7 protein-coding genes and 1 pseudogene are annotated in these 16,621 nt (G+C 43.5%); all 8 read left to right on the top strand.

Features of this window, described 5'->3' with window-relative positions; all coding sequences use genetic code 11:
- Positions 1-1,018 precede the first annotated feature (1,018 nt).
- The 8 genes and pseudogenes from ABID13_RS27855 to proA all read left to right on the top strand — a co-directional run bounded on the left by ABID13_RS27855 (position 1,019) and on the right by proA (position 16,170).
- The gene (locus ABID13_RS27855; RefSeq protein ID WP_003500161.1) at positions 1,019-1,186 is read left to right on the top strand and encodes a hypothetical protein; all 168 of its coding nucleotides are present in this window, start codon (positions 1,019-1,021) and stop codon (positions 1,184-1,186) included.
- A 751-nt stretch (positions 1,187-1,937) separates the two neighbouring features.
- Entirely contained in the window at positions 1,938-3,344 is a 1,407-nt protein-coding gene (locus tag ABID13_RS27850; protein WP_048931255.1) for a GntR family transcriptional regulator, read from the top strand.
- A gap of 140 nt (positions 3,345-3,484) precedes the next feature.
- Complete coding sequence (locus ABID13_RS27845; RefSeq protein WP_045091939.1) at positions 3,485-5,173, top strand: methyl-accepting chemotaxis protein; 1,689 nt, start codon at positions 3,485-3,487, stop codon at positions 5,171-5,173.
- A gap of 122 nt (positions 5,174-5,295) precedes the next feature.
- Positions 5,296-7,401 carry a hybrid sensor histidine kinase/response regulator gene (locus ABID13_RS27840; RefSeq protein ID WP_082174021.1) on the top strand — a complete coding sequence of 702 codons (2,106 nt, stop codon included), beginning with the start codon at positions 5,296-5,298 and terminating at the stop codon, positions 7,399-7,401.
- Between the two features lie 12 nt (positions 7,402-7,413).
- Complete coding sequence (locus tag ABID13_RS27835; RefSeq protein WP_048931253.1) at positions 7,414-8,742, top strand: ABC transporter substrate-binding protein; 1,329 nt, start codon at positions 7,414-7,416, stop codon at positions 8,740-8,742.
- A 111-nt stretch (positions 8,743-8,853) separates the two neighbouring features.
- The gene (locus tag ABID13_RS27830) at positions 8,854-9,231 is read left to right on the top strand and encodes a PH domain-containing protein (protein ID WP_048931252.1); all 378 of its coding nucleotides are present in this window, start codon (positions 8,854-8,856) and stop codon (positions 9,229-9,231) included.
- A 76-nt stretch (positions 9,232-9,307) separates the two neighbouring features.
- A pseudogene (locus tag ABID13_RS27825) lies at positions 9,308-9,532 on the top strand (hypothetical protein); the annotation flags it as partial.
- 308 nt (positions 9,533-9,840) lie between these two features.
- Positions 9,841-16,170 carry an anti-phage protein ProA gene (proA, locus tag ABID13_RS27820; RefSeq protein ID WP_048931251.1) on the top strand — a complete coding sequence of 2,110 codons (6,330 nt, stop codon included), beginning with the start codon at positions 9,841-9,843 and terminating at the stop codon, positions 16,168-16,170.
- Positions 16,171-16,621 lie beyond the last annotated feature (451 nt).

Raw genomic sequence — 16,621 nt, 5'->3', positions numbered from 1 at the left:
GCTTATACAATACTTCCATAAAGCAAACCTCCTTCGCATAAGCCGATGCAGCTCCTTGCTTAACTGTTGGCTGTCCTGCGTCCTCATCAAAATACAATGGAAACAAAAAGTGGTACACCTAAGGAGCTGAAAATCAGTCTGTCGCACGGGCTTTGAAGCACCAATCCCCTTCCGACCTTATTCGGCACCTTAAGTATGCCACTATATAGAGTATAGCCAATATCCAGTTTTCATTTATTGTGGTGAGATTCTCTCATGATTGTCTGTCGGGAAATAGAGGGTTCCGAACAGGGGTAGGCGTGACTCATGCGAGTCACGCCTACTCCTGAAATTTATCCACTAAAAAGATTAAGGTGTCAAAAGACACGTTACAAAATATCTGATTTTATTTGTACCTTGAAAACTTAACACGATATATCAAATTATTCGGATATTTGGTACAATACCAGAGGTAAGAACCGTAGCCGATTCCATTTTGGATTTAAGATAGCCGCATTGGAGTTTCAAAAGCTGTTGGATTATGTCAATGGCTTGGAAAACCATGCTCAAAAAGCAAAGACTGCATAAAATAACAATAAATGTGTTTTATTCCACTTTCCATAAACAATTCAAGCCAATGTACATGAAAGGTAAGCGCTTAATAAGTTATATAGTATCTGCCTCCGGTGTGGCAAAGCAATATGGATTAATTTATGCTAAACTGCTGCAAAGTTGTAAAGAATATGGAATCCCGATCCCACCATCGGGGTATTGGACAAAAATAGTCTGTGGAAAAGAGGTAAGTAAGGCACCATAATCCATCTGTTTTCTGTAATGTTGTGGTTTGAAAACATGATGATGTTTCAGCAAAAGTGGTATTTTGTTTCTTAGGCACCCGAATCACAGCCTCAACAAATGGTGAGGTTTATGTGGAATTATGTCGAAAAAAGACATACCTTCTGGTCCGATGGAAAAAGAAGAAAAATTCGTAGTATCATAAGAAGATTTCTGGTATAATACTACTAGGAAGGTGGAAATCTTGAAGAAAGATGCGATAAAGTTAGCAAAACAGGTTGCCGGAACCATGGCGATTGAAGGAATGAAGTTGAAACAGTCAGAGTATAATCAGCTTTTGCGTTGTGCTAATGGTCAACAATCAACTTCGGCAACGATAAAGAAGGTTATTAGGCAATATACGGTCAAATAGGTGAAAAGATGGAACAATATTATTATAAGTACGAACAGGATAGCGTACTTTTCCCTTTAAGCAGCCCATAAACTTGATACGCGTACTATGAGCAAAAAGGTCAGCATAATGGATAAGGCTTTGATGAAACTATCCGACTACGGCATTGAAATTCAAGAAAACATTTAAAACAATCCATCGTACTTTATTGAGTATAAGATACATTATGGCAGATTCCGGCTTGTGGAATTGGAAAATTTCAAACAGGCTCTTCCACAGATATGAGACAGATAAAAAGAGATAAAAAAGATAAAATAAGTGCTGACCGAAAAAAGTAAACGGTTAGCCTTTTTTAATGAAATAAATTGCATTCTTGGGACAAGCAATAAAAATTTATCTGAGCCGGTCTGTGATCCCTCTTCTGGTCAGGACTGTGATCCCTCCCCGAAGCAAGACTGTAATCCTTCCCAAGTGTTGAAGAATTTGGAATTTTGTTTTCTTTATACGCGTAACAGTAAACATCTCCATTTTTCTAAAACTTCGACATTAGCCGGGATTAAATAAGGATCCTTTCGCGTATATGGTAAGAATATGCTAGTATATGCATTGCATCCCTCCTGAAAGAGTGGTACAATAAAACAATACCCATCATGAGCAGGGTGGGTGATCGTTTTTAGAAATTACTGTTTTCTCAGGAAATGCCGGACGGATTATGCTTGGCTGATAAAGAATATCGGGCGCAAGAGATGTTATTTTAAACTGGAGGACAAGGATGGGAAAAAGGGATGAGCTGAATGAATTGATTTACGAGTACTATGAGTCTCGTATTCTCTTTGGTATATACAAGTACGGCGAACAATTGAAGTCGGTACCACAAATTTGCACTTTGTTCAGGGTGGCCCGGAATACCGTACAAATTGCGTTTAGCAGGCTGGAAGAGAATGGATATATAAAAACAGAAAAGCGGAAAGTTGCCAGGGTTGTTTATCAGGGATCGGAAGAACTGTTTAGGGAAAATGTTGTAACGTATTTTGCTCTGCGCAGGGAGGGGATCCAGGACGTTCAATTTAATGGTAATTTAGTGTTTTCATCAATATGGGAAAAGGGTATACAGAATTTAAAACAGGATTTGCAGAAAAACCCCGGTGGGACGAAGACAGCGGGCCAAGCCGCATCAGAGCCAATCAGGCTGTATGTGGACGTTTTGAATACATTTCATAATGAGTTATTGCTTGGCCTTTTTTGGCAGAACATGCGTTATATCAGTTATTTCTATCCCCCTAGAAATGATAGGAAGGCGAATTATGCAGTGGAAGATTTATTATCAGCGGAAAATGCAAACCGCCTAAAAGAAGAAACAGATGCCTATTATTATAATATCTATTTGGGTATTATGGAGTTTATTGACTTAAATCGTGAAACGTATCATCTGGAGCATGAGACTCAGATTCCGTTTATATGGACAATTTACCGGAAGCGGCCGCAGGTTCGTTATACGCTGGCCTCCACCATTATCCGTGAGATTCTGTGGGATGTTTATCCGGTTGGAAGCTATCTGCCCTCGCTGCCCAAGATGGCGGAGCGGTATCATGTTTCCTTAATTACAGTACGCCGGACTTTGGATGTATTGAACTCACTTGGGGTGACCAGGACTTATATGGGGATTGGGACAAAGGTCTGTCTGGAATCAGTTGACATTGATATCATGGGCAGACCTGAAATCCGGGAAAACCTGCGCCTTCATGGAGAGGCAATGCAGATACTGGCTTTGACGGTCCGCAATGTGACTCACTATACATTGGAATCGGTTAAAAGAGAGAGGAGTAAGGAACTGTTACAGACAATAAGAATGCTTCATGATAAAAATAACAGTATACTTTGTATAGATGTTCTTCTGAATTTCATCTCCAGCGAATGCCCTTCCGCGTCTTTGCGGGAGATTTACGGTAAATTGAGGGAGCTTGTAGCCTGGGGGTATATTTTTTCGGCTGTATTAATGGCAGCCGGGCAGATGGAAGCCAATTCGGATGATCTGATCTGCCGGATGGAAGATGCTCTGCAAACTGACAATTCAGAAGTGTTTGCCGGACTTTGGCAGTTGTTTGTTGAGGAGAGGCTTAATTCCTTCTATAAAAAGTTCCCTTTGTGGAATGCACAAGGGGATCGATTCTCGCCATGACAGCCAATGGGTTTTATGAATGAGGCATTGGCGGCAGGAATGCACTGCCATATTGGGAAAACGATTGATATAGACGTGCTTTATAGAACCATGTCTGAACTGTTAAGACAGTGATATCATATCATTACCGGGAGGGTATTATGTTGGGACATATACAGAATATGAAATTAAGGGCCAGACTGCTGTTATCATATGCAGTGATCATCATCATATGCCTGGCGGCAAGTATCACAGCGCTGTTTATGCTGAATAGAATCGGTAATAACCTGTCTTCCTTTTACAACAATAATTATACCGTTACGGTTCATGTGTGGATGGCAAAGAGGGAAATGCAGGCTGCGCGTGCGGATCTCCTGAATGCCATATTAGATTCGGACGTGGACGATAATGAGAACGTGGAAAAAGCAAACAGGCATCTTGGTAATATGCGTGCGGCATTCCCTGTGATCCGGAAGTCATTTAAGGGGGATATTGCATTGGTGGATCAGGTTGATTCTTTCTTAGAGCAGGCTATCGTATACCGCGACCAGGTGTTTGAACTGATGGAATCAGATCAACGTGGGGAAGCTTATGAGGTCATGAAATTAAATTATATCCCGCTTCTGGACCAGATGTCGGATACGCTTCAGGAAATAGCAGATGTAGCAGGCCGGAATGCGAAGCTTATGGTGGAAGAAGGGGAGCAAGCGCGGACAGCTGCAATTGTTATAGTGATTGTAATTATGGTACTAAGTATTGTGTCTGCATTATTGTTTGGGCTTTATATATCCAATGGTATTCTCAGGCCTGTCAATGAAATCCAGCATGCCGCCCAAAAGCTGGCCGGAGGAGAACTTGATGGAGCATTTGTCGCCTATACATCAGAAGACGAATTGGGTAAAATGTCGGACAGCATACGCGATTTAATCAGCTACCAGCATACGATCATTGAGGATATCAGCGATATCCTTGGTTCCATGGCACAAGGGAATTTCAGGGTTCAATCGAAAGCGAGAGAATATTACAGGGGTCAGTATAACCGTATCTTAATTTCCATGAGGGAGCTGCGCGATAACCTTGACAGTATTCTTTTGCAGATCGGCCATTCGGCAAAACAGGTTGCAGACGGCAGCGAACAAGTATCTGCCGGAGCGCAGGCGCTTGCTCTGGGGGCGGCGGAACAGGCCGGATCGGTTGAAGAACTTGCAGCAGCCGTACATAATATATCTGAACGTGTAAATGAAACAGCGGAAAATGCGGGTGATGCACGTGTTCAGACAGACCAGGCAGGTATACAGGTTTCCATGAGCAGTAAAAAGATGCAGGAAATGATTGATGCAATGAAAGTAATCAGTGAAAAGTCCAGTCAGATTTCTAAAATCATAAAAACAATTGAGGACATTGCATTTCAAACAAATATTCTGGCTTTAAATGCTTCTGTGGAAGCGGCGAGAGTAGGTAAGGCCGGGGAGGGATTTGCGGTAGTCGCAAAAGAGATCCGTAATCTGGCGGACAGAACATCGGAAGCATCTAAAAATACAACGGTGTTAATTAAGGAATCAGCGGCTGCGGTTGAAGAAGGAGAAAGAGCAGCCTGTGCAACAGCAGGCTCGCTGGCACAGGTGGTAAAAAGTACAAAACAGGTGATAATGACAGTGGATAAGATAGCTGCCGCAACCAACTATCAAAGCGAATCCGTTTTACAGATTACAGCAGAAGTAGGACAGATATCGGATGTGGTGCAGAGTAACTCCGCAACATCAGAAGAATTGGCTGCCGCCAGTGAAGAACTTTCCTCACAGGCGCAGGTATTGGAAGAACTGGCCGAACGGTTTGAATTGTATGGATGAGCCCTGTATACTCTTTTCCGTAAAGTTCCCTCTGGCATTTGCAGGATAATAGATTCTGGTCAAATGCTTGTACGATGAAGTGCATCTGGACCAGCGGAACATTCCGGAGAATGGAGGATGTTATGAAAAGAGGAAATAAAACCCGGGCGATTGCTTTTGTCATAGCGACATTAGCCGTTTTATCACTTGCGGTCTGCGTCTATATGAAACAGCTCACCAAAGCAACTGACGCCTCGGTGGTAGCTTCGATGCAGGAACTATCCAAACACGATATGCAGAACATTCAAAGTGAACTGGAAAACTCGTGGGATTCCCTGTCTGCGGTTTATACCAGAACGCAGACCAGCCAATGCGCTAATATTCAGGAGGTTTGCAATCGCTTGAATTTGGAGCAGATTTCCAATATATTCAATACAATTTATTTGGTGGATTTTGATGGAAATACATACTCCGGCTCAAATGTAATAAAAAATGAAAAGGACAAGGAGTATGTATTGTCACTCTTTTCCGATCAAGATAAAATTGTTATGCGTTATGACAATTTGGACGTTTTGGAAACGATCACAGAAAGTCTTGTGTATGGAGTTCGGTGTGAGCCCTTTCAGGTGGACAATATTCAGTTTATTGGAATCATCGGCTTTTCAAAAATCAGTCTGATGGCGGAGCGCCTGAAAATAGACAGCTTTGACGGGCGTGGCTATACCGGAATTATTGACATAGACGGAAATTACGTTGTCAACCGGGACCGCAGCGCGGGAATAGGGAAAATCGACAACTATTTTGAACAGCTGCAAAATCGTGCGGGTCTGTCGAAAAAGGAAATTTCGGATATTATCGCCCGGATAGGGCAGGAAGAAGAGTTTCTATTGCACTTTAATTATATAGATCAGGGAGCACAGGTGGTATCCTTTATTCCGATGCCCGGTACGACATGGAGTATCGTTCTCACAGTTCCACAGGAGGTGTTCCGCGAACAGACTCAGCAGTTTGTACTCATGACAGTTGTGATGCTTGTGGTGGTTGTGATCGTTTTGTGCTTAATGATGTTTGCGATTGTCCGCATCTCTCTGATTTCCGCAACCGCAAGAGCGGAAGCAAAATCCCGCGGCGAGTTCCTTTCAAACATGAGCCACGAGATACGCACGCCTCTTAACGGAATCATCGGCCTGATCCATCTGATGCAGCAGAACATTGGGGATCATGAACGGATGACAGGATATCTTAGAAAATCTGATTCAACTGCAAAATACCTGCTTTCACTTGTCAACGATATTCTGGATATGTCAAAGCTTCAATCTGACAAAATGGTGTTGGTGCCAAAGCCGTTTTCTGTTGACGAGCTGGTTTCCACGACTGAGTCTCTGATGCGCAGCCGTATGGAGGATAAGGGGATTGACTTTCGGGTCGAAACAAGTATTATCTGTTCCAATCTTATTGGAGATGATATGAGGATTGAACAGATCCTGGTCAATATTTTGGGAAATGCGGTTAAATTTACTCCAAAGGGCGGCCGCGTCATTATGCGGGTACTCCAGTCGGCCGAAGGTGAAAGGATATTGACAACCTATCAGGTAGAAGACACCGGCTGCGGCATGAGCGAAGAGTTTCAACAAAAGATATTTGATCCGTTTAGCCAGGAGCACAGCGGTATTTCACAGGGGAGCCAGGGCACCGGTCTTGGTATGTCCATCAGTTCTCTGCTGGCGAAGCAAATGGGAGGCACGCTGTCTGTGACAAGCCGGCTTGGCAAAGGAAGCTGCTTTACCTTGTCTTTAGTGTCAGAGACTGCCCCGGAGGATTTTGGCAGTGCTGCCGCGGCAGACATCGTACACCTGGACCATGAAAACGAGAGAAAACTGCATATTCTGGTAGCTGAGGATAATGACTTAAATGCGGAAATCCTTATGGAAATTTTGGATACATCGGGTTTCACCGCAGTGCGGGCCGCAGATGGAGGCGAGGTAGTTGAACTGTTTGAAAAGTCCTCTCAATATGAGTTCGGGCTTATCCTGATGGATGTGCAAATGCCTGTGCGAAATGGCTATGAGGCGACAAAGCTCATCCGCAGGCTGAATCGTCCTGACGCCAAGACGGTTATTATTTATGCGTGTACAGCCAATACGTTTAGGGAGGATCAGGACCGGGCGAGGGAAGCTGGAATGGACGGTTTTATTGCAAAACCAATTGATGTAAGTAAGATGATACAGAAGCTTGGAGCAGTAAAATAGAGGGGAGAAAAAATGAAAGATTGGATACGGATTGTCACGGGGGGAATAATCATTGTTATGTTTTTAGGTGCGCTTACCGGATGCAAAACACAGGAAGCAGCCAAGAAGCAGATCACACTGAGAGTAAAAATCCCTCCGCTGACCGTGGCCAACGCCGACACAGGCATTACCGATTCTTATGAAGTATTAAGCAAGGCAGGCCAGGAGTTTGCCGCCCAGTACACGGAATGGGATGTCACGGTGGAGGTTGTGAAGTTCGGCTACACGGAGGAGGACGAATATATTACCGGATGCTTTGATACGGATGATGCAGCGGACATTCTGCTTGAAGGCTACTTTAACATGTCGGGATATATACATACAGGCCGTGTGGTGCCGCTGGACGACATTATCACGGAGGAAATGCGGGCAGATGTTGATGATATGCTCTGGAAAATGAGCCAGGTGGAAGGCAAGACCTATATGCTGCCTTACTACAGCCTTCAAAACACGCTGATTTATAACCGGGATCTGTTCCGTCAATGCGGACTGGCGGAGTACGTTGGAGAGGATGGCACGATACAGAACTGGACACCGGAGGAATGGGAGTATATTCTCTCCACATTGGCTGCAGGGCTGCCTGAGATGACCTATCCCATGTTGATGTATGCCAAGAACGACCAGGGAGATACGCATATCATGACTTTACTGCGCAGCAAGGGGAGTCCGTTCTTTGATGAAAATGGACGTTTTAATCTCAATACAAAAGAGGGGATTGCCACCCTGCAGTGGATCGCGGATTCCTACCAAAAGGGTTATTTCCCAGCCGGTTGTGAAAATATGGAGATTGTTGACTGCAGTGATCTGTTTACAAATAACCAGCTTGCTATCTACATGGCAAACAGCGCCACATTGCCTGGTATGGACAGGAGTTCAACAGGGGTTGCCAATTTTCCCAGCCTGAATGGGAACGGATATAATACATCGTTTGTCACCGGCTTTGAGATTTTTGACAATGGGGACCAGGAGAAGGTTCAGGCCGCCAAGGATTTCCTGCGTTATTTTATGTCCACTGAGGAACTCATGAATTATGCGCAGGTTGGTATCCCCGCCAGCAACGCCACAGCAGAACGTGTAAGCCAGTACATTTTTATGCAGGAGGCATATACCGCCAACGCAGGCAACACGGTGGACTTCACCGCAAACAATCCAAACTGGCGCGGTGTGCGCGATGTATTTTATACACATATCCATGAACTGCTTGTTGGAACCAAAACACCCCAGGAGGTAGCCGAGGCGCTTGATAAGGAGTGTAATGCGGCAATTGAGACAGGTTGGAAAACTAGTAAACTGCATCAGTAGGACGGGGCTGACGGAGGGAAAGACACTTATGGAGAGAAAATCACCTTGACGCCGTTTAACCGGGGGAGGGGTATCGGGCATGCCCGGAATCAGGAGAATGGAGGAACAGACATGAAGGAAACAAAGCTGGATAAGCAGAAAAAGAACCTTGTAAAACTTGGTGTAATGGAGGAATCAGATACGCTGATTGATTTTTTACAGGCCAATTACATTGAGCGCCTAATAGGAAAATTGGGCCAATGGAAGAAGGGATGGGCATATTTTACGGAGGAACGACTGATCGTGACAACCGGATTATTGGAAGAAAATATTGTGATTCCCTATAAAAATATCCAAAAATTGGAGAAATGCTCACAGACTTTTATGCCCATCGGAATTGCCATTACTTATGAGAACAAGGAGAGCGGTGAAATCATAACTGATAAAATTTCCATGATGAAGCGGGATAAATGGATGGCTTTTATGGAGGAACGCTGTAAAACAATATGACAAACAATAAAGCGATAGTGGAGAACCAAATTATGGCACTTAATCTTGTAGGATTGAATGTTTCAACAGGTAGATGAAGAAAACTGTAATGGATTGGGTATTCCGAAAGTCAGGAGTTTTGGCATTGATTTACGGTGACAATGCTGGCAAATACGAGGATATAATCACTTCTCTGCCTGCTGATATGCGAAAGAAAATGACTACTAATGACGGAATGTTTTTCCTGCTGACAGATGAAACAGCGGAGCATATAGCTGAGTTGGTCTGCGCAAAGGTTACCGTGCATAAGTCGGCTTCATAGCAACAAAAGAAAGAATAATGGTTAAAATGAGGTCAAAAGCATTTGCTGGCGGCCTCATTTTTTAGCATTATTACCGGGGAAAACCAGAGGAGTAATGTCAAAGCATAAGGCCTCCTTTTCAGCATGTACAAAAAAAGATCATTATTAGATACCGGTATAAAATGGAAATCCCATCTGATATGTCCTGGAAAAGGAATGTTTATCATGGTATAATTTATTACAGTTAACCAATTGTATGCTATTTTGAGAAATTAAAGATGGTCTATCACTGTTTTATTAATAAGCTATAATGGGTGGGAGGTTTTATCATGGATTGGAGAACTTTGTTTAATGAGAATATATTATGTGGCGCAGAGGATTATATTCACAGTAATTCTGTCCATGATTTGCATACAGATGATAATCATATTGTAGCAATAGTGGCCGGGCCCGATAACTTTAAAGTGGAAATTGAATTGGATGGAGATGCCTCCCCTAAAATGCAATGCACTTGCCCTGATGCAAAAGCCGGAGCCAATTGTAAACATATGGCGGCTGTTTTACTGACTTGGGATCAGGATATGATTAAAAAGGCTAAGACGAGCCTAGAGCTTTCCTGTGAAATAGATGATGTGCTTACTTATGCGGTTGTACATAATGGAGCGCATATCGTAAGGGATATCTGTGTAAAAAATGGTTCGGAAGCAGATATTGATCATCTTATGATTAAGATAGATTCCAACAATGAACTGGTTGAATTGTTCGAGATTGGAATCGAAAAGATTAAACCAGGAGAAGAACTGCATTTCAGAAACCTTAAAGTAAGTATTAATACCGAATATCTTGCATCACTTACTGAGAGAAGTGCATGCAAACTAAAGGTAAGGGTTTGTCTTGGAGAAGAAGAACTGGCTTCAGAAACAAAAGAGATGATAGCGCTTGCTTTTGACCAGTGGCCTGGACTGCAATATACACCGGAACTGCTGGCTGCATTTGCAATGCCAAACCACCCGGTTGTCAGCAGTATGCTGCAGCTTGCTGCAAAATATCTGGATAAGTGGACAAAGGATCCCTCTCTTGCAGGGTACCAGTTTAATGATCCAAACAGAGTGAAAACCATGGCAGCTGCCGCTTATGCTGCAATCCAGCAGAAGAATATTACATATGCTGAACCGCCTTCAAGCTTTGAATCATTTGGGCAGCGTATTCGTTTGGCTGATGCGGTATTGGATCAGCATATGGGAACATGTATGGACATGACGCTTTTGTATGTGGCATGTCTGGAGGCTATGGGATTGAATCCGGTTATGGTTATGATGAAAGGCCACATCTTTGCTGGTGTATGGCTCATAGAGGAATCTTTTTCAGATATGATCATGGATGATCCATCCCAGCTTGAGAAGAGAATGTCTAAGGGCATTCATGAAATGATCGTGGTGGAATGCACCGCCATGTGTTCAGGAAGAACAAAAAGTTTCGATGAGGCAATTGCTCTGGCTGAAGGTAACGTCTCTGCGTATAGCAGATTTGCATTTGTTATAGATGTATGCCGGGCTAGAAGTATGGGTATCAGGCCGCTTCCGGTTCGTATAAAAACAGATGCCGGATTTGAGGTAAGGCATGAGGACCGCAAGGATCAGGATGTTACAAATGCACCAGCTGCTATAGGAGATACTTTCAACCTTTCCCGTTCTCCAGACAAGGAAAAGGTTACAAAGCAAGCTCAGTGGGAACGCAAGCTTCTTGATATGAGTATGAGAAATATGCTTATTAATATGAGAATGACGAAGGCGGTCGTACCCCTTCTTTCCGCGGATATCAATACTCTGGAGGATGCGTTATCTGAGGGGGAAGAATTTCTGGTGCTGCCAAGACCGGCAGACATGTCTGTTTCGGGAGAGGAGGGAGTGCCGGTTGAGGCATTGGGAGAACTGGGACCATTTGCGGATTTTATAGCATTGGAAAGCAAACATAGGAGGCTCCATTCTTTATATACAGAAAAAGAACTTTTCAGCTGCCTGACTAAAATGTATCGTTCCGCAAAGACATCAATGGAGGAGAATGGCGCCAGTACGCTGTATCTGGCACTTGGACTTCTCAGATGGTTTGAGGGAAAAAGAGACGCTGTGCCAAGATATGCCCCTATTATCCTGGTACCGATTGATATTAACCGAAAGTCGGCAAGTAAAGGTTATGCATTGTACATGAGGGACGAGGATGCGCAGATTAATATTACTTTGCTGGAGTTTTTGAAACAGAGTTTTGATATACAGATCCAGGGGCTTAATCCGGCGCCCATGGATGAACACGGACTGAATCTGCCGAAGATATTTGCAATAATACGACACGCAGTGATGAATCTTCCTATGTGGAATGTGGTGGAAGCAGGCTTTATTGGTAATTTTTCATTTTCCCAGTTTGTAATGTGGAATGATATTCATAGTAGGACGGAATTCCTTAATCACAATAAAATAGTCCGCAGCTTAATGATGGGAGCTGTGGACTGGGATTGTACAATTCCTTCCAGTGTTAACACGGATGAGGCGTATTTGCCGGTAACGGTTGACTCTTCACAGTTGAAGGCCATCAATATGGCAGCTGGCGGTGTCAGTTTTGTGCTGCATGGGCCGCCGGGAACGGGGAAGTCACAGACCATCACTGCAATGGTGGCAAATGCTTTGACAAAGGGAAAGACAGTGCTTTTTGTTGCAGAGAAAATGGCAGCATTGGAGGTTGTACAAAAGCGTCTTGCAGGGCTTGGAATACAGGATTTTTGTCTGGAGTTACATTCAAATAAGGCAACTAAAAAAGCTGTTCTTGATCAGTTAAGACGAGGTCTTGAAATTGGCGTCTGGGGAATGCAGACAGATTACGATAAAAAGATTCAGGATATCCGTAAGATGAGGGCAAGTCTGGATGCCTATGCAAAAGCACTCCATAAGCAGAGGGCATTCGGTAAAAGCCTTCGCCAGCTTATGGATATATATGAGATGATACCAGAATTTGGTAAGGATATACGTTTTGATCATACATATGCGGGTTCACTGACTGAAAATGACTTGGATCATCATATTCACAGACTAGAGAGACTGGTCGCGGCAGGAAAAGCCATTACTCATCCTCATAATCATCCGTTGTCATCAATCCGCCAAAATGAATACAGTCAGAAACTGAAATTTGATTTGGAAGATATTGTACGTGCCTATAAGTCCGCGCTTGAAACATTGAAGGCAGATGTAAACCTGTTTGCAAAACAGATGGAACTTAATTTGCCGGTATCGGAGGCTGAGTGGAGGGGGATTTGCAGTGATGCCCGCGGTGTGATTGCAGCGGAGGAGATTCCTTCATTTATAAGAAATGCAGATTCTATAGACAGGGAATTTGCGGATCCTAAGGTGTATCTGGAACGGAGTAGTGCGTTTGCTTCTCAAAAGGAGAACTTCTTAAGCCAGTGGAACGAGAATTTCCTAAAAATGGATATGAATATATTCCGTGATAAGTATGATCAGGCAAATAAAAAGTTCTTTGGCAAGGGGAAGGCACTTGCTGCGCTTACTGCGGAGATGCAGGCATATGCCTCGTTCCCGGTGCTGGCAGATAAGATTCCCGTATATTTGACAGATATTTCATTCTATCAGCAGGAAGCGGAAGCGGTTGAAGGCTTAAAGTCGCAATTGTCTTGTGAATGGAAAGAAATATTACAAGAGTATACAACAAATGCAGAATTGGAAGCCTATCAGGCTTTTGTAAAATGTCAGGTTCAGACATTGACCCAGTTTGCCGAACAGATCAGGAGACTGGAGGCGTCAGGAGAATTAAAGAGTTGTATCGATATTGCTAAGGCGGTGATTGCTGATCTTGATACGGTGAAAGAAAAGCAGACAGCGACAACAGAATTACTGAAGCTTGAATTCAGCGGAAATGATAAAGATTGGATGGAGAGCCGTTTGGATCTTTGCACAGGTATTCTTGAAAATGCATCATCCATCAAAGATTGGATTGTTTATAGACAGATTGTAATGGAATGCAGAGAACATGGGCTGGCGCCTGTTTGCGAGGCATATGAAGCGGGTATGCCCCATGAGCAGATCCTGGATGTCTATTTAAGATCTATTTACAGGACCATCATACTATCAGTTGTGGAAAACGAACCGGTGCTGAATGGATTTACCGGTACTGAATTTAATGAACGGATTATACAGTTTAAAAAGTTGGATCAGGAGTTTATGGATCTGACAAAGGAAGAGATGTTCTATAAACTCACACATCAGCTCCCTACCTCACAGGATTCTGTTCAGGTGAGCAAGGAATTAAATATATTACGAAGGGCCATCAGCAGCAATGGCAGGGGCGTGTCCATTCGGTCTTTGTTTGAACAGATACCCACGGTGCTCACAAGATTATGTCCATGTATGCTGATGAGCCCCATTTCAGTGGCGCAGTATCTGTCCGCAGAGAATGACCTGTTTGATATTGTTATATTTGATGAGGCCTCACAGTTACCTACCTGTAAAGCAGTTGGAGTGCTTGCCAGAGGCAAGGATGCAGTGATTGTCGGAGATCCCAATCAGATGCCGCCTACCAGTTTCTTTGCAGGAAATACTGTGGATGAAGATAACCTGGATATTGAAGATTTGGATAGTATTCTGGATGACTGTCTGGCTCTTGGTATGCCGCAGGCTCATCTGCATTGGCATTATCGAAGCAGACATGAAAGCTTGATTGCGTTCAGCAACCAGGAATTTTATGAGAGTTCCATGCTGACATTTCCATCAGTAAACGACAGGGTAAAACGAGTCAGACTGGTAAAAGCGGAGGGATTCTTTGACCGGGGAAAGGGGCGTGTCAATGAAGGTGAAGCAAGAACTATTGTGGAGGAAATTAAGCGAAGATATAAAGATCCCGAATTGACAAATCAGACAATAGGTGTTGTAACATTTAATATTAGTCAGCAGACATTGATTGAAGACCTGTTACAGGAAGAATATCAGAAAAATCCTGAATTTGATACTTGGGCAAATGTTGGCGAAGAAACAATGTTTGTTAAGAACCTTGAAAACGTTCAGGGTGATGAGAGAGATGTAATCTTATTTTCAGTTGCTTTTGGCCCGGATGCCAATGGAAAACTGTCATTAAACTTTGGTCCGCTGAATAAAGGCGGGGGATGGAAACGGCTAAATGTAGCTGTATCCCGTGCCAGAACTGAAATGGTTGTATTTACGACCATGACAGCGGATATGATCGACCTGAAACGTACGAAAGCTAAAGGTGTTGAGTCCCTCAGGAATTTCTTGGAGTTTGCCGAAAAGGGACGGCTGCAGGGGGAATACATTGAGACCAGAGTACAGAAGGACCAGGGAATCATGGAACATATTTGCCGGCAGATATCAGATGCCGGATTTAAGTATCAGAAGGCGGTGGGCCACTCTAAGTTTAAGGTAGATATTGCAGTGATTAATCCTTACAAGGAAGAAGAGTACCTGCTTGGGATTATGCTGGACGGTGACTCCTACAAACAGTCTGTGAATACAAAGGATCGGGAGGTTGCTCAAATAAGTGTCTTGCAGGGACTTGGCTGGAAGCTGCATCGTATCTGGACCATGGACTGGTGGGATAACCGGGAAAAAGAGATTGGCAAGCTGCTTCAGATTTTGGATCAGCAAAGGGCGGAAGCATATGAACAATATCAAGAATATCAAGAGTCTCATTTGGGCAAGGCGGATGAAAACATTAATGTAGAGATTAAAGAGACAGCAGAGCTATGTGACGTAAGTAATATAGCAGAGCAGGAAGTTTCTGACGAACAGCAGATGAATTCTGAAAACAGCATTGCTGAGTTCAAAGATGCAGAGGAGAATGAGACTGCAGGAGATAAGGCTGGAGAAGATAAGACTTTGGAAACTGAAGTAACAGAATCGGTAGAGATAGAAGCGGATCTTGTGGCAGAGCAAGCATCTGCCATACATATGGAAAATCGATTAAATCCAGAATATTCAGTTTTGATTGAACCGGGAATGAGGATTGCGGCAAAGCAGGAAGAACAGCCCGGAATACCTGCAGGCAATTCATCGGAAATTATCGCATATCAAGTAGAAGAATATATTTCGGCAGAGCTGGAGATCACCCCTATGTCCACGGCAGAGTTTGTCCGGAAGGACACGCTGGCTTCTATCACTGCAAAGCTTCAGCAGATCATTGACGCGGAGGCGCCCATAAACTATGACCGGCTGGTTAAAAAAATGCTCCGTTCCTTTGATATCGGACGCTCCAGTGCTCAGACGCTTGAAGCAGCCGAAAAGGCTCTTAAGAAAACTGTATCCAGAACGAATAAGCAGGCGGGTGTGAAGTTTATCTGGAAAAAGGATCAGGATCCTGATGTTTACAGAATGTATCGCCTGGAACAAAATTCTGATGATAAGAGATATCCGGATGAAATATGCCAACAGGAAATTAAAAACGCGGTTTGTGTCACTTTGGGAAATAAGGGTGCTTTGAATAAGGATATGCTTATTAAGGAGACTATTCGGACAATGGGATATGGGCGAAGCGGCGCCGCACTGGTCGCAGCTGTTGAAAAGGGATTGAAATATGGACGGAAGTCAGGAGAAATCATCCAGAATGCGGAGAAGTTGTGGGAACTTAATGCAGGTAAGGAATAGCCCATACGGGCGGCTCATAAAAATATGGGTATTGAAACGCTGTGGCAAAATATGTCCGGTGGTGAATCCCTCCGCATTGACATAATCCCAGCAACCATCTATAATTATTTTAGAATCCAGGAAAGGGTGAGTACAATGTTATTTGGAAAATTTTGTATTGAGTTTGGCTCCGAACAAGTATATACCACAAAACATTGTGCGGAGCCTGATAAGAAAAGGGAATCTATGAAACCATAGATTCTGCTTTATGATCTTTAGGGTCGCAGACAGTGTTTTGTCTGCGGCCTTTTGTTGTCTTTTTTTTATATTGACACCACAGCAGAAGGCGCACGTTACCGTGCCGGCCTTCTGTTTTTTTGTGTCACAGTAAAAATAAACCACCTGCTCTGCAGGTGGAGGGAATATCTTCAGATAAAAGCAACTCCTGTGCTAAACTAGATGTAGGTCTGCA

The sequence above is a fragment of the Enterocloster citroniae genome (assembly GCF_040545455.1).
GTDB classification, from domain to species: Bacteria; Bacillota; Clostridia; order Lachnospirales; family Lachnospiraceae; genus Enterocloster; species Enterocloster citroniae.
This window is presented reverse-complemented; position numbering and strand designations above follow the sequence as displayed.

Excerpts from the sequence above, each read along its gene's own strand:
- ABID13_RS27850 (WP_048931255.1), top strand. The coding sequence starts at position 1,938 with ATGGGAAAAAGGGATGAGCTGAATGAATTGATTTACGAGTACTATGAG.
- ABID13_RS27845 (WP_045091939.1), top strand. The coding sequence starts at position 3,485 with ATGTTGGGACATATACAGAATATGAAATTAAGGGCCAGACTGCTGTTA.
- ABID13_RS27840 (WP_082174021.1), top strand. The coding sequence starts at position 5,296 with ATGAAAAGAGGAAATAAAACCCGGGCGATTGCTTTTGTCATAGCGACA.
- ABID13_RS27835 (WP_048931253.1), top strand. The coding sequence starts at position 7,414 with ATGAAAGATTGGATACGGATTGTCACGGGGGGAATAATCATTGTTATG.
- ABID13_RS27830 (WP_048931252.1), top strand. The coding sequence starts at position 8,854 with ATGAAGGAAACAAAGCTGGATAAGCAGAAAAAGAACCTTGTAAAACTT.
- proA (WP_048931251.1), top strand. The coding sequence starts at position 9,841 with ATGGATTGGAGAACTTTGTTTAATGAGAATATATTATGTGGCGCAGAG.